The 18,545-nt window shown below is 36.4% G+C and carries 15 protein-coding genes; 6 read left to right on the plus strand and 9 right to left on the minus strand.

Features of this window, described 5'->3' with window-relative positions:
* The first annotated feature begins 150 nt into the window (after window positions 1-150).
* The 4 genes from ACE1OF_RS10220 to ACE1OF_RS10235 all read left to right on the plus strand — a co-directional run bounded on the left by ACE1OF_RS10220 (window position 151) and on the right by ACE1OF_RS10235 (window position 3,623).
* The gene (locus tag ACE1OF_RS10220) at window positions 151-2,073 is read left to right on the plus strand and encodes an ATP-binding cassette domain-containing protein (protein WP_448894263.1); all 1,923 of its coding nucleotides are present in this window, start codon (window positions 151-153) and stop codon (window positions 2,071-2,073) included.
* A gap of 51 nt (window positions 2,074-2,124) precedes the next feature.
* Window positions 2,125-2,880 (plus strand): tetratricopeptide repeat protein, encoded by a 756-nt coding sequence (locus ACE1OF_RS10225; RefSeq protein ID WP_448894264.1) that lies wholly within the window; start codon window positions 2,125-2,127, stop codon window positions 2,878-2,880.
* A gap of 108 nt (window positions 2,881-2,988) precedes the next feature.
* Window positions 2,989-3,117 (plus strand): DUF3149 domain-containing protein, encoded by a 129-nt coding sequence (locus tag ACE1OF_RS10230; protein ID WP_448894265.1) that lies wholly within the window; start codon window positions 2,989-2,991, stop codon window positions 3,115-3,117.
* A 173-nt stretch (window positions 3,118-3,290) separates the two neighbouring features.
* The gene (locus ACE1OF_RS10235) at window positions 3,291-3,623 is read left to right on the plus strand and encodes a YheU family protein (protein ID WP_448894266.1); all 333 of its coding nucleotides are present in this window, start codon (window positions 3,291-3,293) and stop codon (window positions 3,621-3,623) included.
* A 106-nt stretch (window positions 3,624-3,729) separates the two neighbouring features.
* Here ACE1OF_RS10235 and ppc read toward each other — a convergent pair whose 3' ends face one another.
* The 4 genes from ppc to nudE all read right to left on the minus strand — a co-directional run bounded on the left by ppc (window position 3,730) and on the right by nudE (window position 9,056).
* A complete protein-coding gene (gene ppc / locus ACE1OF_RS10240) occupies window positions 3,730-6,291 on the minus strand; it encodes a phosphoenolpyruvate carboxylase (RefSeq protein WP_448894267.1) in 2,562 nt (853 codons plus the stop codon).
* A gap of 131 nt (window positions 6,292-6,422) precedes the next feature.
* The gene (locus ACE1OF_RS10245) at window positions 6,423-7,376 is read right to left on the minus strand and encodes a sugar kinase (protein ID WP_448894268.1); all 954 of its coding nucleotides are present in this window, start codon (window positions 7,374-7,376) and stop codon (window positions 6,423-6,425) included.
* A 265-nt stretch (window positions 7,377-7,641) separates the two neighbouring features.
* A complete protein-coding gene (gene cysQ, locus ACE1OF_RS10250; protein ID WP_448894269.1) occupies window positions 7,642-8,481 on the minus strand; it encodes a 3'(2'),5'-bisphosphate nucleotidase CysQ in 840 nt (279 codons plus the stop codon).
* The gene (gene nudE / locus ACE1OF_RS10255; protein ID WP_448894270.1) at window positions 8,478-9,056 is read right to left on the minus strand and encodes an ADP compounds hydrolase NudE; all 579 of its coding nucleotides are present in this window, start codon (window positions 9,054-9,056) and stop codon (window positions 8,478-8,480) included. The genes cysQ and nudE overlap by 4 nt, the downstream gene beginning before the upstream one ends.
* 67 nt (window positions 9,057-9,123) lie before the next feature.
* On the opposite strand from nudE, the gene yrfG reads away from it, so the two are divergent.
* Window positions 9,124-9,792 (plus strand): GMP/IMP nucleotidase, encoded by a 669-nt coding sequence (gene yrfG / locus ACE1OF_RS10260; protein ID WP_448894271.1) that lies wholly within the window; start codon window positions 9,124-9,126, stop codon window positions 9,790-9,792.
* Between the two features lie 632 nt (window positions 9,793-10,424).
* Here yrfG and ACE1OF_RS10265 read toward each other — a convergent pair.
* The 5 genes from ACE1OF_RS10265 to ACE1OF_RS10285 all read right to left on the minus strand — a co-directional run bounded on the left by ACE1OF_RS10265 (window position 10,425) and on the right by ACE1OF_RS10285 (window position 17,220).
* Window positions 10,425-11,012 carry a condensin complex protein MksE gene (locus ACE1OF_RS10265; RefSeq protein ID WP_448894272.1) on the minus strand — a complete coding sequence of 196 codons (588 nt, stop codon included), beginning with the start codon at window positions 11,010-11,012 and terminating at the stop codon, window positions 10,425-10,427.
* The gene (locus tag ACE1OF_RS10270; protein WP_448894273.1) at window positions 11,012-12,406 is read right to left on the minus strand and encodes a hypothetical protein; all 1,395 of its coding nucleotides are present in this window, start codon (window positions 12,404-12,406) and stop codon (window positions 11,012-11,014) included. The genes ACE1OF_RS10265 and ACE1OF_RS10270 overlap by 1 nt, the downstream gene beginning before the upstream one ends.
* Complete coding sequence (locus ACE1OF_RS10275) at window positions 12,393-15,344, minus strand: hypothetical protein (RefSeq protein ID WP_448894275.1); 2,952 nt, start codon at window positions 15,342-15,344, stop codon at window positions 12,393-12,395. The genes ACE1OF_RS10270 and ACE1OF_RS10275 overlap by 14 nt, the downstream gene beginning before the upstream one ends.
* Before the next feature lie 11 nt (window positions 15,345-15,355).
* Window positions 15,356-16,153 carry a hypothetical protein gene (locus ACE1OF_RS10280; RefSeq protein ID WP_448894276.1) on the minus strand — a complete coding sequence of 266 codons (798 nt, stop codon included), beginning with the start codon at window positions 16,151-16,153 and terminating at the stop codon, window positions 15,356-15,358.
* A 116-nt stretch (window positions 16,154-16,269) separates the two neighbouring features.
* On the minus strand, window positions 16,270-17,220 hold the full coding sequence (locus ACE1OF_RS10285; protein WP_448894277.1) for a LysR family transcriptional regulator: 951 nt from the start codon (window positions 17,218-17,220) through the stop codon (window positions 16,270-16,272).
* Window positions 17,221-17,338: 118 nt separating this feature from the next.
* Here ACE1OF_RS10285 and ACE1OF_RS10290 point away from each other — a divergent pair, with 118 nt between their 5' ends.
* Complete coding sequence (locus ACE1OF_RS10290; protein WP_448894278.1) at window positions 17,339-18,544, plus strand: efflux RND transporter periplasmic adaptor subunit; 1,206 nt, start codon at window positions 17,339-17,341, stop codon at window positions 18,542-18,544.
* The last annotated feature ends 1 nt before the right edge of the window (window position 18,545 follow it).

Here is an 18,545-nt window from a genome sequence, read left to right on the forward strand (position 1 = left end):
CAATACTCTACTTCGTCAATTAAGTTAAAATAATCAGGATATTCGCTATTTTACCTTGAATAGTGCTATCAGGAAAAGCGACAATGCACGAGTATTTTTTTATCCGCATTTTATTTACTTTCTCCCCATGATTTATATAAGGAAAGAACATTGATTACCGCCAGCGATTTAAGTCTAGATAGAGGCGCAAAAAATCTAATAACGGCCTCTAGTTTCACTATTCATCCCAACCATAAAGTAGGCTTAGTTGGTAGTAATGGCTGTGGTAAATCGTCTCTTTTCGCTGCCTTTCTTGGTGAACTAGCACCCGATGCAGGCGATTTAAGTATACCCAGTAGTTGGTCAATAGCTACGGTAAAGCAAGAAACCCCTTCATTGGAACAGTCAGCCCTTGATTATGTGATGGACGGCGATAAAGAATATCGTCAACTTGAAGCGCAATTAGACGAGGCACGCGATAATGACGACGGTAATTTAGAAGCAATACTCATTAATAAAATTGATACCATTAATGGCTATAGCTTGCCCGCCAGAGCAGGTGAGTTACTCCATGGATTAGGCTTTCTACAGAACCAGCTTACTAACCCCGTTAAAGATTTTTCGGGCGGTTGGCGTATGCGCTTAAATTTAGCACAAGCGTTAATTAGCCGCGCTGATTTACTATTACTTGATGAGCCAACTAACCATTTAGACTTAGATGCCGTAATTTGGTTACAGCGCTGGCTTAAACGCTTTACGGGCACTTTGGTACTTATTTCTCATGATCGTGATTTTCTCGACACCGTAATCAACCAAATTTTACATATCGAACATCAACACGCCAAACTCTATAGTGGTAATTATACAGCTTTTGAAAGACAACGTGCTGAGCATCTAGCACAACAAGAAGTTCAGTACCAAAAGCAACAAAAAGAAGCCGCACATTTAACTGCTTTTGTTGACCGCTTTCGTGCCAAAGCCAGTAAAGCAAAACAAGCACAAAGTCGTTTAAAGCGTTTAGAGAAACTGCCTAACTTAGCCCCTGCGCATATCGATAGTCAGTTCACCTTTAGTTTTGAACAACCTGAAAACTTACCCTACCCATTATTGTCTTTAGCCGAAAGTCAATGTGGTTATAACACTGACACCATCATACTCAATAATGTTGGTTTAACCTTAGTCCCTGGTAGTCGCATCGGATTGTTAGGTAGAAATGGTGCAGGTAAATCAACATTAATTAAGTCCCTTGCAGGTGAAATTGCCTTGCTTAATGGCGAACGTTATTGTGCACAAGAACTAACGATAGGTTACTTCTCTCAACATCAATTAGAGCAATTGCATAGTGGGTCAAGCCCGGTTGATCATATTCTTCGTGCAAAACCTGCCATGGGCGAACCTCAAGCAAGAAGCTTTCTAGGAAAATTCGGTTTTAGTGGTGACCAAGCGCTTGAAACTGTCACTAATATGTCTGGTGGTGAAAAAGCACGCCTAGTGTTAGCGCTTATTGTTTTAGAAAAACCACAATTATTACTACTTGATGAGCCAACCAACCATTTAGATTTAGAAATGCGCCAAGCGTTAGTAATGGCACTGCAAGACTTTGGCGGCGCAATCATATTAATTGCTCATGATCGGTTTTTACTCGAATCATGTGTAGATGAATTCTATCTGGTGGCTAATGGTTGTGTTACCGACTTTAATGGTGATATTGATGATTATCAACAGTGGCTCAATGAAGATAAAAAACAAACGATTTCGGATCAAAAAAATGAGCATAACCGCACCGAAAACATGACGACAGATAAAGGACTAGACAAAAAACAATTACGACAACAGCAAGCAGAATTACGCAAAAAATCTGCACCTTTACGTAAAGAGTCTGACAAACTTGAGAAACAAATACACGTATGGCAAACAGAGTTAGCAAAAGTTGAAGCATTATTGGGTGACAGTGAAATATACCAAGCTGATCGTAAAAGTGAACTAACAACCCAGTTAAAGCTGCAGGCCAGTTTAAAAGACAGCATCGAAGAAAATGAAATGCTTTGGCTAGAAATAGCAGAACAAATTGAAGAAATAATGGCTTCAACCTAAAAAGTTGAACTACACTTAATTAGTATTCATACACCACTTTAAGCGAGAAAAATGATGCGAACTATTCTAGGAAAATCGATAGGAATACTCACTTTTTTACTGTTAGGCTGCTTCTCCACGCTAAGTCAAAGTAATGATCTCAATCAGGGGATTTATGATTTAAATCGTGGTGAGTTTCATGCGGCAATTGAACAATTTAGGCCTTTAGTAGCAGAAGGTTATGCCCCCGCACAATACCAAATGGCCATTGTTTACCAGCATGGCTACGGCGTACCCAAAGATGGCATGAAAGCGTTAGAATTATTTGAATTGGCCGCCAGCCAAAATTATTCAGATGCGCAGTTTGAGCTAGCATTAATTTACAGTGAAGGAAAACTCGTTAAACAAGACTTAAAAAAAGCTTACCAATTAACTCTTCAAGCGGCAAAAAAAGGCTTGGCAAGTGCACAATTTAATTTAGCCGTTATGCTTGCTAATGGTACAGGTACCGAACAAGATTATTTTAAGGCCTCCCGATGGTATCAAAGTGCTGCTGATCAAAATCATGCGTTAGCACAATATAACTTAGCCTTACTCTATAGTGAAGGAAAAGGAGTGGAAAAGAGTACTGAAATGTCGCTCGTATGGAATACTATTGCTTCTTGGAATAGTTATCCTGACGCAGATAAAAGTCGTTTACTTGATGAAAGAGAATTATCGAAGGCGAAAATAGAAGCCGCTGTCGATAAAGCCAATAAAATTTATAATAAAATAATTGAACAAGAAGAATTAAAAGCAAAAATGGCGAAAAAGAACGATTTTTATTGATTTAAATCATCAATCAATTGTAATAGCCTCTTATAATATTATTTAGGTTATGTAGTTTCATAAATTAAATAATCATACATTTTATTATGTATGTATAAGGAGTTGAAAATGAACTTTTTTTCAATGTTATTAAATGATCCTGTTGTCATGTATTCTGTCGCTGGCTTAGCCATTTTATTGGGTATTTGTGCTTATTATGTTTATTATTTTGTTACGCATGTTATCGACGATAAATAAACATTACCCAGTGTACTATTAGCGGTAATAATGCTTCTTAAATACTGATTATAATATTAGTGTTTGTATTGTTCCGCTAAAATTATACTTAACCTGCACGGTTTATTTATAAACTTACTCAGATAAGTTTATACGCTTATACTCACTTTCTATTCTCATGACTTATGAGAGTGTTGAAAATAAGAACGTCTACAGATCTTAAAAGTGTTACTCTTGCGCTATTAACCACAAAACTCAAATTATTCATGTTTATCAACCCCAGTTCAATAGATCCAGACACATTAAATACACTGATTAAAGACTTTGCTTATGCGCAAATATCAACAAACGGTGACGATAACACGACAGTGATAACCAACGAAGCCATTGCTCACTTTAAGCAAAAATTGTTGGCAAAAGAGTACGTCATACATTTTGCGAGTAATGACGAAGTAGAAGAGGATGCACGTATATCTATAAGACCTGTGTCTGATTTTTCCTTATCACCTTATCAAGTTGAATTTTAATACCAAGTTGATAAGGCTCTGAGTTGGGAAGAAATTTAATCAAATTGATATGATTAAAAAGTAAAGGAAGAACATCAATTCTTCCTTTGTTTAAATGAGTGCTATATTAACCCGTATTACGCATACCAGTAGCAATACCCGCCATCGTCACCATCAACACCTGTTCGTTTTTCACGTGTTCTGGCTGTACTCTTAAACGCTTAAGCGCTTCAATCTGCAACAGATGTAAAGGCGCTAAATAAGGGCGGCGTAGTTCAAACGAATTAAGGTTCCACAAATCATGCTCTAATGGCTGTTTTTGTCCTAATATATTTAACAGTGTTTGTTTATCTTGCACAAGTTGTTCACGTAAGTCATCACCCATATTGATGAGGGAATTATCGACTAAAGACGTGTCATACAATGCCGACATTTTACTATCTGCTTTTGAATAAACCATTTCGGTTAATGAAATACGGGAACGAAAATAAGGCCATTCCTGTAACATTTCTTTAATTAATGATGCATGGTTTTGGTAGGCTGTTTTGATTGCACTACCTAAGCCAAGCCAGCTTGGCACAACAAGCCTATTTTGAGTCCAAGCAAAAATCCACGGAATAGCTCTTAACGATTCTATTCCGCCATCTGATTTGCGTTTGCTTGGACGAGAGCCTAGAGGTAAAGACGCTAGTTCTTGTTCTGGAGTCGCTTGCCTAAAATATTTAACAAAATCTTCATTTCCTTGTACATAATTACGATACGTAGCACAGCTTTCATCAGACATTATTTCCATAATATCTCGCCAGCTTTTTTTAGGCGCAGGTGGTGGTGTAATTAAACATTCTAATATGGCTGATGCATATAAGTGCAAACTGCGATTAGCTAAATTAGGTGTACCAAATTTAAAACGAATAGTTTCACCCTGTTCAGTTACACGTAAGCCGCCATTTAAGGTACCTGGCGGTTGAGATGCAATGGCGTCATGCGCTGGGCCACCACCTCGACCAATAGTTCCACCTCGACCATGAAATAGTTTCAGTTCAATATTTTGCTTAACGAAGACTTCTACTAACTTTTCTTGGCATTTATACTGACCCCATGTTGCGGCTAGTACACCAGCATCTTTTGCTGAATCACTGTAGCCAATCATGACATGATGTTGCTTATTACAACTATTGCGATAGCGCTCAATACTTAAGAGTTCAGCCATAATTTTTGGCGCATTATTTAAATCATCTAAGGTTTCAAATAATGGTGCTATGGGCATATCCCATGAAACACCTGCCGCTTTTAATAATAATTTAACCGCTAATACGTCACTGACTTCACTCGCCATTGAAATAACATAAAGCCCAAAAAGTTCTGCTGGCTCTTGTGCAATCATAGCAAAGGTGTCAAACACTTCTTGTGTCTCTGCTGTCCATTGATGTTTAGGTAATAAAGGTCTAGGGTTATTTAATTCTGTGAGTAAAAATTCTCGCCTTTGTTCTTCAGGCCAATCAATATAAGCACCTAAATTGAGCACTTGTGTTAATTCAGCTAAAGCGCTGTCATGTCGCTCACTGTGTTGTCTTATATCTAATTTTACTAGCGAAATACCAAAGCTATTCACTTTACGAATCAAGTCTAGCACCAAGGAATTAGCAACACTGGTTAAGCCAACTGCTAACAAGCTGTCTCGACAAGTTTGCAATGGTTTACGCAATTGTTCTGAATTTGACAAAATATTTTCAGTACAGCCTTCTTTTAAACAGGCTTGTGAATCTTTTAATAAGCGTATAACAGGTAATAGATGTTGACGGTAAGGCCCTTGCACATCGTTATCTACACAAGTTAAGTTCTTTGTTGCTTTAGACATGGATAGTTCTAAATAGAGCTCTTCAAAATCTTGTAAATACAATTCACAGGCCATCAACCGCGCATTAATTAACGCTTTTTTGCTTAGGCTAGCCGTAACAAAAGGATTACCATCACGATCGCCTGCCATCCAACTCGCCATAGTGATAGGCGTTGCATTTTGTGGTAAAGCCTGCCCTGTCATTTTAGAAGAAAAATCATCAAGTTCTCGCATAAATTTAGGCACAGCATACCAGAAATTATCAGCAATACTGTTTAATCCCCATCGAGATTCTTGTAATGGTGTCGGGCGTTGTTGACGAATTTCATCTGTATGCCAAGCTTGACTAATCAGTTCTTCAATACGGGTGAAATCAATATTATCTGACACATCTAATGCTTGGCTAATTTGATTATATTTATGAATAAACGTTCTACGGTTTACTTCTGTAGGGTGTGCTGTGAGTACGAGTTCTATCTTTAATTTTTTTAACGCTGCCGTTATCAATGCAGGATCAGTACTGTCAATTTTGTCTTCAAGATCTTCTAAAGGATGTGCAAGATCTAATTCGGTTAAACCTTGCAAGCTGGTAGTATATTGTTGTTCAGCCAAATTGACCAAATTCAAAAATTGACTAAATGCTCTAGCATAAATCAGCATGTCGTGTTCATTACTTTTAGCAAAATGAGCTTGCAATGCGGTAATTGCTTTACTATCACCAGCAGCTAACTCTCTACCTTCTAAGCGAACTGCTTCTATATTTTTAAGCCATTGTTCACCTTGGTCTGCAGCAATAGTTTGACCTAAGATGGCACCTAGATCTCGGACATTTTGTTGAATTGGTTCTAGCATAACGTTCCCTTTTTGTGGCTGTAGGGTAGGTTGGCATACAATACTCTACTTTGAATCAACAGAACCAATGCATAGAGATTAAAACCTACCGTTAATAAAGCGTACAGTGCATTTATCAACAGTATAACTAACTATTTTTTGTTAACCAATTGTTCTTCAACAAATTGACGGTAAGCTGCACTTTCAACAATAGCGCCTTTATGTTGAATAACAAAGCCAGCTGCTTTTGAAGCAAGCTCAATCGCTTCACTGACATTTACATTTTTCGATCTAGCACCAAGGTAAACGCCATTAAAAGAGTCACCCGCTGAGGTTGTGTCTACCACATTATCAACTGGGGTTATGTTAAATTTAAACTGCTCAGTTTTTGTATAACAAAATATACCTGCTTCACCGTTTTTAATAATCAATTCATCAAATTGATAAGGCTTACAAAATTCATAAACGCCCTCTGATGTTGATATGCTATAAAGTTGCTGAAAATCATCAACTCCCGGTAATGCAATATGGGCAAGTAAAAAAGCTTTTTCAAACTGCTCTTTTGCTTGGGCTGGGTTATCCCACATTCTCGCCCGATAGTTTGGATCAAAAACAATACAAACGCCTGCCGTTTTAAGCTTTTCTACCATAAACCAAAAATCTGCACGAGCACTTGGTTCTATAACAGCTAGAGAAATACCCGAAAAGAAAAACATATCCCCTTGAGATAGTGCATTGACTGTATTACTGTCAATGTGTTGCATAACTTGCCGTGCTGCCGAATCGCTTCGCCAATAGGTAAAACTACGTTCACCAACATCATCTAGTTGAATAGCGTATAAACCTGGTATTTTAGTGTCTGATTGAAAAACAAAATTAGTACCAATATGTTCATCCTTGAAGTATTGAATCATATCTTGGCTGAAACTATCTTTTCCTACAGCCGTAACTAAATGTACATTCACATCAGAGAAAGTACGCTTTAGGTAAACTGCCGTATTAAAAACATCACCAGCAAATGACTGTTTTAACATGTTTGATGACGGATATTGTGAGGCTGTCATCAGCTCAATCATGCATTCGCCGAATAAAGAAATGTTTTTCATCTATAAAACCTTAACATCATATCTTAAAATGATTTAAATTTATTTTTACACCTATTTACACCTAAAAGTGCAAAAATATAAACTTAATCCGCGTTGATTTAATCAATACCAATCAAAATTGTCAACTACTTTGCATTATCGATTGTATTTACTCACCACTAATCAATTGAGAAAAGAACATGAGAAACAACCGCAGATTATTTTGGGGGATTTATGAAAACTTGGTAATATTAATACTGTACTACGGCCAAGTTGACAGCAATGGTCAATAGACTTTTCGATGTGCTTTAATTATGTTTTTCCAAGGAATATTTTGATTACCTAAACTAAGAAAATCAGGATTGAGTAAGCTTTCTCTTTTATTATAACTCAGTGGATTAAATTCACTGTCAATAATAGAGCCTCCAGCTTGCTCTAATATACATTGACTAGCCCCAGTATCCCACTCTCCTGTGACGCCAATACGTAAATAACAATCTGCACTGCCCTCTGCAATCAGGCAATTTTTCAATGAACAACTACCCAAAGCAATATGTTCAAAATCAAAATCGTTATTTAAATATTGCTCAATTAACTCAATGCGCTGTCGTTTACTAATGGCCACTTTAATATGGCGAGATCCCTGATAATCTGCAACGTGAATACGGTGATGATGATTATTATGTTGTTCTTTTGATTCTTTATAAGCCCCTAAATTATTTTGAGCGTAATAGGTTGTTTGATGATCTGGTGCATGAATAACCCCCATACTTGGCCAACCATTTTCAATTAATGCAATATTAACCGCGAAATCACCACTGCCAATAATAAACTCACCTGTGCCATCGATAGGATCAAGTAACCAATAACGTTGCCAATTTTGACGTTGTAACAACGAAACAGCCCCCACTTCTTCAGAAATAATTGGAATATCAGGGGTTAAGGTTTTCAGTTGGTCCATTAAAATATCATTGGATGCTAAATCTGCACTGGTAACAGGGCTTTCATCCGCTTTCAAATCTGCAGTGAAGCTCTTATCTCGATAATACTTCATAACCTCAATACCCGCTTTTTTAGCACTATCTAAAGCAATACTTAATAGTCGGTCATCGGTAATAGCATTCATATTTCATCCTGCTTAATTAATTTTCCTGCAGAAAGGTAGTCAATTGATAACATCAACGCAGCAATACTGCGCGCTTCTTGAAAATCAGGTTGTTGCAGTAAATTTTTATAGTCTTTAATGGGCCAAGGAACTACCTCTAAAGACTCAGGTTCATCCCCTTCCAAAGCTGAAGGATATAAGTCAGTCGCGATAAAAATAGTCATTTTTGCATTAAAAAAGGCGGGAGCCATCATCACTTGAGAAAGGTAATGAAATTTATTACTACCATAGGATATTTCTTCTTGTAGCTCTCTGTTAGCAGCATATTCAGGTGTTTCACCTGGGTCAATTAGTCCCTTAGGAAAACCCAGTTCATAACTGTGTGTGCCCGCACAATACTCCCGAACTAACAATAATGTGTCAGCATCAAGCATAGGAACTATCATTACAGCACCGTTGCCTGAACCTACCATGCGTTCATATTGACGTTCTTCCCCATTACTGAAGGTAAGGTCTAACTGTTCAATAGCAAATAAACGACTTTTCGCTACTTGTTTTTGCCCATTGATTTTCGGTAATTGATTTTTCCCTGTCATAAGCTTGCGTATTTCATTCTACATAACGTTATAATGACACGATAAACATCATCTTTGGAACCACTAAATGCTTAATTGGGGAAAAATTAACGTTGTCATCCTCGACATGGACGGCACATTATTAGATTTACATTTTGATAATTATTTTTGGCACACTCATATTCCAGCAAAATATGCCAAAACACATAATATTGCCTTGAAAGCCGCTCAAGAATATTTGCACATTGAAACCAGTAAAGTAGCAGGACAAATACAATGGTATTGCTTAGATTATTGGACTGATAAACTTGATTTGCCCATAGTAGAATTAAAAAAAGAAATACAACACAAAATTGCATTACGTCCAGACACCCTACCTTTTTTAAGTACGTTAAGACAGGCGGGGAAAAAAGTAATTTTACTTACCAATGCGCATCCAGAGAGTTTGTCATTGAAAGTAGAGCGTACCAAACTCGATCAGCATATTGATTTATTAATCTCTACGCATCAATACGGGGCAACGAAAGAGTCACAAATTTTATGGCAAAAACTTCAAGCAGATTTAGGCTTTATTAATGAAAGCACTTTATTTGTTGATGACAGCTTAACCATTTTAGATAGCGCCAAAAAGTTTGGTATAAAACATTTACTGGCCGTCGCCAACCCTGACTCTCAATTGCCTAGTGTGAGTGCAGACCGACTTAAGGACTACCCTTATATTACAGATTACAGAAAAATTATTACCGATATTGTGTAAAAAAGCTCAATTTTTTAATACTTGGCTATGCATTTTGCTCAGAAAAAAGAACAACACTCAATGTAGGGGCTAATTTATTGCCCGTGTCAGAATAAATTCTAACCTACCTTGGCTGGTGTTTTTGTAAGACAAAATTTATTGCGCTGGATTGTCAGAATAAATTCTAACCTACCTTGGCTGGTGTTTTTGTAAGACGTAATTTATTGCGCTGGATTGTCAGAATAAATTCTAACCTACCTTGGCTGGTGTTTTTGTAAGACGTAATTTATTGCGCTGGATTGTCAGAATAAATTCTAACCTACCTTGGCTGGTGTTTTTGTAAGACAAAATTTATTGCACTGAATTGTCAGAATAAATTCTAACCTACCTTGAATCGTGTTTTTGTAGGGCGTAATTTATTGCGTTGGATTGTCAGAATAAATTCTAACCTACCTTGGCTGGTGTTTTTGTAAGACAAAATTTATTGCGCTGAATTGTCAGAATAAATTCTAACCTACCTTGGCTGCTATTTTTGTAAGACGTAATTTATTGCACTGAATTGTCAGAATAAATTCTAACCTACCTTGAACCGTGTTTTTGTAAGACGTAATTTATTGCGCTGAATTGCCAGAATAAATTCTAACCTACCTTGGTTACTTATTAATAAATTCTGTGTGAGCGGTTATTAATCGGTTTAAAAAAGCCATGGCCGCTGAGCTTAATACGAAACGGTCTTTTGCCATTTTAAACACTAAATCTCTGCTTGATAAGTAGTCTAATGCTTTATCCCAATTGTCTAGCCGTAGCGCTTTTAACGAGCTGATTAATAAATCATCTTGCTTTAATGCTTCAATATCACTTTCTTTAAGGCCAAACATTGGGTCTGCTAGCTGTGCTAAATCTCCCGCTTTAGCATAATAACGACCAATGAAAAGCAATACAGCTTGAATCTTCATGGCATTATCGTCAGCTTCATCTGTGTTGCTGTCACGAATTTCTTGAGTGAAATAAAAATCGCCCTCTTCATCAAACTTTAACTCATAACCCATGTGTTTAAAAAATAAGGTGAAGTGTTTTATTTTATTGAATACTAAAGTAAACAGCTCATCATCAACAAAACAGCCATGTATTTCATCGTAGCGTTGCTTGTTTAGCACTTTACCTTGTGAGAACAAACGGTATATTTTCGCACTTTTTACATACGATATCTCTTCAAAGGTATTTATGACAGTCTGTTCCATTACGTTGCCTCTTGTAGCATAACCACACGATAGACGTAATATTCGTTACCATGTTGTATATAGGATTTTTTATTGGTTTTAATCAGCTGTTTACCCTGCAGTATTGTTTTGCGGTAATGAACCACAGCATTAATTAGATCAACAAACTGATAATGTGGTAATAAGTCTTTTAATCGATAATGTAACGTCGCAATGAGATCTTTAGACTCGCGTAATGATAATTGCTCAATAAGGTTAAATATTTGCCTAGCTCGTTCAAGCCTAGTTTTTGAGGTAAATGAAATTAACGCTTCGCCTTTCTCAGCTAAAACATCACTGCTCACCAATAACTGATCTTCTATTAAGTAGGTTAAATCAGTAAAAATATTATAAAAATATGATTCATTACTTTCAATTTTTAATGTTTTAGGGCGAGGAATCCGTTTAACCTGATTCATAAACGGAATTTCTTTAGCAAAAGAACTATCGACTTTAGTGCGGTTTACCCGACCGTCTAACGTTGCTTCATACTTTTGCTTAAATCGTTCAAAGTGCCATTCCATAGCATTAAATTGTGTAAGACTCTTCTGCGTTTTTCTAATAAAGCCATTGATCTGATTCGCAACATCTTTAAGCGGATTGATGATATTACTAAAACTTAAACTATAACGGAAAATTTGATCAGACAATTCAAACTTACCATGAGCGTCAAACAGGACTTTAATAGAATTAATTGTTGCAAGCAGGTTATCCCCATCAACTAATCGTACATCGGGATTAACGAAACGTTGCGTTGGCAAAATATGACGTTCATATAAACGGGTAACATCATCCAGTAACTTCTGACGATACTCAACAAAATCAATACCTTCTTTACTTACATCAATTGAGAGTTGTTCAAGGTCACTATTTATATTTTGCATTCTCACCAAGTTGCGTTTTAGTAAGTCAAGCAAACTGCCTAATTTTTGCAATAACTCTTCTACTAGTTCGGTGTAGTCAGGATCTAACGCATTAAAACTGCAATCATTCGCGTGTAATTTGGCTTGTATGTGCCAAAAAGAAGCCAATTCTGATTTTAACTTAGCGTCGGTTAACTCTTGATATAACGACGTTTCACATAATCTAAATAATGCCAATACCGATTCTTGAAACATTAAGCGGTTAACATTGTCAAACTGGTCTTGGTCGGCAACAATATGTGAATTGGCTAAGTTTTCGGTGGCATAAGCAATTTTAAAACGCTGCTGTTCTTTTTTATCTAAGTTTTTAATCTCGTCTAACACGGTTAGCGCAACAGCGGCTTCGCTGATAAAACGCTCGTTTTGGCGATCCATTTTCTTGATCACGTTAAACATTATGTTGGGCCGTTCAAGCATTAACTTTAACGTTTCAATAGCGCTAAATTGTTTCATCAGTGCCTACCAATAACTCAATTTGGTTATTACTTTGATAATCGTCAAAGTCACTTTCATTAATAAATGCTTGTGGTCCGCCCCACACTACCCGGGTGCGTTCTTTGGTATATGGTTTTGCGGTTTTTAACGCATCTACATCATAATGATGGCCAATCATATGAACTAACTCAGCACCTGAGCTATGAGTGCCTGCGGTAAATAAAAAGAAGCCACTTTCTCTAATATCATCAAGCAACCATTCATATTGATCAACATTAATATTCGCTGCTTCGTCCATAATAACAGGTAGTTGCACCATGCAGCTATCAGCGCGTAATTTAGCTAACAACATGCGCACCAATTTTAAATTGATTAATGCGGTGGTCGAGGTAGATTGCTGCTTAGTTTGCCAACCATCATGTCCGTCTTTTTTAACGCGGTAACTGACTTCGTTAATGATATCTGACATCACCAGCTTATTGCGCTCTCCGTTTTTAAAGAACGCATCACTAAAGGCTTGTAGCCGAATATAAAACTGCTCAGATAAGGTTTGATCGCTAAATTCATTATAACTTTTATGAATTTCTTTAATTAAGTTACTAAACCGGTTGTCAATATGAATTGACACTTCAATTTCATTCAAATCATTAATTGAAATGCCTTTAAAAGCTCTATTTAATTGATTTTCAAAACGGTTAATGTGTTCAAAGTTTTTATCTAAAATGTCAACGTAATTGCTGACACTTTCATTATGCATTTTGGTTTTGCTACGTAATAATAAACGTTGATCTTCCACTTCTTCATACACTCTTCTTAACTCAATAAAAGTTGCATGAATAACACTCGGCATGGGGCTAGCACTAAAAAGATCATCGTCTGCTTCAACAAACTTGTCTGCAACAAAGGCTTTTAGCGTGTCAATTATTTGGGTTCTGAGTTTCTCAACCGCTTGAAGGTTCGTTTGTAATTGATGCAAGTAGTCTAATGTTAACGTTTCAGGTATATTTTTACAGGTGGTTTGTTGCTCAAGTTGTCGTTGAATTTTCGGATAAGCTTGTTTTGTGCCATCGGCATTACCCTTAACCGCTAATAATTCAGACTGTGCTTGCTTTAATTGAGCTTGTGTCATTCGCTCGGTTTCTATCAAGCTTGCTAATTCGGTTTGCTGCGCTGACAATTTAGCAATAACAGGGGTTAACTCATCAAGTATTTGTTGATTTTCACCTTGCTGGCTCGTGTATATCTTTATGGCCGTTTTATTTTCATCAAGTGTACTAATCAATTGCTTGGTGCGTAATGCTTCATTCAGTTCTTTTTCTAAGCTGGCTAATTTCTTCTCAATAATTAATGGGTTTTCCGCACCTAAGTTTTCAAGTGATTTTTTTTCTGATAAGTCAGCTAGTATTTCAGATTTAATATTATCTAATTCTTTTGCCAAGTCTCGACTAACAGGGGTATTAGATTTTCTGATTTCTTGACCAAAAAATGCATATGAATAACCTTGATCTGTAAACAAGTGTTGAAAATGATTAATCGCATTTTGTTCTTGCTCACTGAGCAACTTGCCAGGGTTAGCGTAAGCAATTTGGTGATTAAGTGAATTTAAAAAAGTAATAGTGTCATTAGAAAGTTGCTGTACTAAGGTAAATTCGGCATTAGCAATATCTTGTTCAAGTTGATGCTGCTGCTTGCTGTAATGCTCTATTTGGCTTTGTAATTTAACAAGACGATTACGCCTTGCATTTACATCTTTTAATGACTGAATTTTTTCATTGGTACTATTGATGTCTTCATCTAATATTTCAACCACTTCAGCAAGTGACATATCACCATACAGGTTTAACTCAATCTCAGCTTTATTTATGTCTTTATTTATTTTTTCAATGGTACTTTTTGCTTTATTACACGCTTTGTTGGCGGCAAATAAATTTTGATTATGTTCTTTAATTTGTGCACTAATCGGGTTTAGTTGCAATTGATAGTTATTAATACGCGTAGCAGTTTCATTAATGCTTTTATTTTGTGTTTGAATCGCATTTTCTAAGTATAAATATAAATCAACAAACTGACTTTCAGCCGCAGATAATTCACTGTAACGAGCGTAGTTTTGAGTTAGTTCATTATATTCATTCGTTCTGTTTTCTATGTCTGTTAGCTTTTGTTCTTCTTCTTTTAACTGGTCATGTGCAACCATAAAGCTTTGAATATCAAACTTTAACGCATCAGTGGTTTCTTTCTTTTCTGCCTCAATCAAATTGGCAACTGCTTTAGCTACCGATTTATTCGAGGTTTTCATATCAAATAACATTAATATTAATGCACGCAACGATTCAATATTTTCTTCAGAGGCATCATTAAGTGGAAACAAGCTATAACGCATAGCAACGTCTGACAATATGTCTCTTGCGTACATTAAATCTTTTAACTTTTGAGGATCTTTTACAGTAATGCAGAATTTGTCTTTGCTTTTTATTTTGGCAAAAACCTCTTGGGTCGACAGTTTGTCTACTCGTGCTCCAATGTTATATTGATCATCCGCCTCTACTTGCCAAAATAAAGAGCGAATATCATTGTATGTAAGGGTTGTAAAAATACGTTCAAAAGCAAGGTTGTTACCCCTGCTCAGTATTTGGCAATGCGTATATTTTTTACCACCAATAACTTTTTCAACCTCAATAATTAAGTGTGAATATTTGGTTGGAAAATAATGACCAAACGACTGATCTTTATCATATTCATCACCATTTGAGCTTCTAAAGTTAAACTTGTCTTTCGCCTTATTAAAATTAACTTCAGGTAACAAAAATAATCGAATGCAGTTAAGTAAACTCGATTTACCCACATTGCCCTCACCAAGCAAAATAGTGTGCTTGTCTAACTCTATTTCGGAATAGCAAAAGCCTGCTGAGTCAACTAACACAAGTTTTTTAAGGACAAAATTGAATTGGTGTGTCATGGGGTAATTTCCTATTCAAAAGCTAAAATAGCTTCTTGCTCCATAAATGAAGTTTCTGATAATAGTAATGAATGTAATGTCATTAGGTTTAAGGCTTTTGCCTTGGCTAGTGCGTCAAAATATTGCTTTTCACTTGTAGGCTTTTTAACAAAAAGCGGTTTTATATTATTTGATATTGGCTCTAAAAAGCTCACTTTATCCCCTAGCATATTCTTCAAGGCTGAAAATATTTTCAAACCACCTAAATCATAATCAAAGAAACATAAAATTGACTGATACTCACTTAAAAAGGCTTCATTTAATTTATGACTTACTTGATTACCTGAACCATAGAGTAAATCGGTATTATTTAATGAAAGCTGCAAGTCAAAAATTTGATTTAATTGCGCAAATAATTGCGTTTTTGAAAAAAATAACTCTGCATTTTCAACAATAAGCACATGCGTTTTGGGCGTAAATAGATAATGTGCCCCTGTTTTGTTAATAATAACTGTTTCAGGGTGAATTGAGCTACACTTTTCATGGTATACCAATAAAAAACTAGTTGAAGTGGTTACTTTATGTGAATTTCCTTGAGTTGTTGCCTCAATTCGACATTTAGGTTCAATAGTTAATTGCGCTAACTCCGCCTTAAGCTCATCACTGTGAATGTTGACTATTGATAAACCACCTTTTTGGCATTTCACCGTGGCATGATTGCGTACTTCATCTTGAATGCTTTCAGGTAATACTAATAAAAATTTAGCCAAGTTAATCGCCTCACCTTTATTTATTTTTACTAAATATTTAGAAACTCGTTTATCAAACATATCTCAATTCAGCTTTGTATTAAGCTACTGTTAATAAGTAGTGTAACACAACGGACTCTCCTTAAATCAACAAGCATCAGCACTACTCAATAGCAGTATAATTAACTCAACATTTATTATTGTTTAGCTTGATACATGTGTTCAAAATTTGGAATGTTTTTTTCCCAAATAGGAGTGGTTCTACCAATATAATCTCGAACTGCATCAAAAAATAATCGTGTTCTTGCGGGTAAATCTCTATGGGGGTATATTGCGTATATTGCACTATAATCTATTAACTCGATATCAGTTAATAGGGGGATTAAACGCCCATCTTTCACTTCATCAGCAAGAATAAATGCTGGTAGCATCACAAATACCGCACCAGAAAGTGCTTTTAACAATAATATTTCTCCATCATTGGCCCTAAAAACACTTTTTAATGCTTTTTCTGCTAGCTCGCCTTTATCATTAATATACTTAATACTTGTCACTCTTTTCCCGTTACTTGCATAATTTCCCGCTGGCAAAGCAGCAAGCTCATCAATAGTTTGTGGCATACCATAAGTAGCAATAAACTCAGGTGAAGCTAAAATACATAGACGATTTCGGCTAAGCTTTCGTGCAATTAATGTAGAATCTTTCGGCTCACCAACGCGAAAAGCCAAATCAAATCCTTCTGAAACAATATCTATCAAGCGATCATTTAAATTTAATTCAACTTCAACTTGTTCAAAGCGTTTTTGAAATTCATCTATTACAGGTTGTAAATATTGTTTCGCAAAAATACTCGTCGAAGCAATTTTCAATATACCACGCGGCTCTTGATGGTAGTTTTCAGCTAATCGTACGGTGTCATTCAATAGCGCACGAAGTTCACGCGCTTTTTTGATCATTTCAGCACCCACTGCAGTAAGAGAAAAAGAGCGTGTTGTTCTGTTTAATAATCTAACACCAAGCTCAGATTCCAATCGATTGATCTGTTTAGAGATAACAGACCGATCAACATTTCTATTTTCCGCGGCATTAGCAAATGAACCTTGTTCAATGACATCTAACAACATTAACAACCGACTTGTTGTATCCATTATTTACTCTATTTAATTCAAATTGTTGCCATTTTTGCACTAATGAATTTAAAAAACTACTGTTTTTTGTCAAAAACTTATTACGTATCATTCGCAACATTATATTTAGGAGTTTATGATGAATAAAAAAATTATTCTGGCCGCCATTGTCTCAATGAGCCTGACAATAACCGCTTGTACACAAGATTCAGCTCAAAATACAACACAACAAAGACCATTACAGCCCATTGATGTAGCTGAAGTGTTATTTAAACCAGTTCAAAATTGGCACGTATATACCAGCCGTTTAGAATCACCTGAAGAAGTGGCTTTAATGCCCCGTGTTTCGGGTGTCATTGATCACATATCGTTTAAAGAAGGTGATGAAGTAAAGCAAGGTGATTTATTGTTTCAACTTGACAACCGCCCTTTTGCTGCAATTGTTGCCAGTTTAGAAGCGCAAGTGCTCAGTGCTAAAGCACTATTAAGTCAAGCACAAAGTGAAGCAAAACGTGCTGTACGCCTAACTGAACGAAAAGCTATTTCAACAGAACAGGCCGAGTCTCGCACATCTACCTTACTGCAACGAAAAGCACAACTTGCAGCATTGCAAGCCCAACTAATGGCTGCTCAACTTGACTTAGAGTTTACTTCAATACGCTCACCTATCAACGGTGTTATTTCACGAGCAAATATCACCCGTGGAAATAACGTTTTAGCTGGACAAAGTATTTTGACCTCTATCGTATCTAATCATGAAATGTATGCCTATTTTGATATTGACGAACGTACTTGGAATAGTTCCTTTGCTAACGTGACCGCGGCTAGCAAACAACAAGTAATAATGCAAAATGTTGGACAAAAAGATTTTCCATATCATGGTTACATTAACTTTATTGACAATCAAATTAATGCTTCAACAGGTACACTAAGGGTGCGTGCTGTTTTTGAAGATAACAATCAGATAAAAAATCAACTCCGTGCAGGTTCTTTTGCCCGTATTAAATTGGCCGCTTCAGCTATTTCAAATAAAATTCTTATACCTGAACGCTCCATTGGCACCGATTTAAAAAACCGCTTTGTGCTTACCGTTGGGGAAGACAACATCCTAGAATACAAATTAGTAGAGGTAGGTGAACGCTATGGAAAACTACGTGCCATTACTGCGGGTTTAACGCAAGGCGATATAATAGCTGTTAACGGCCCAGCACGTGTTGGCCCTGGCATGCCAATAAACCCAACAACAGTCACTATTGATACTACCAATATCGCATTTACCTTACTTGAACCTAAGTTAACACCTGAATCCGTAACTGATGATACTAACCTGATTGCTAAACACTAAG

It is taken from the genome of Colwellia sp. E150_009 (assembly GCF_053543955.1).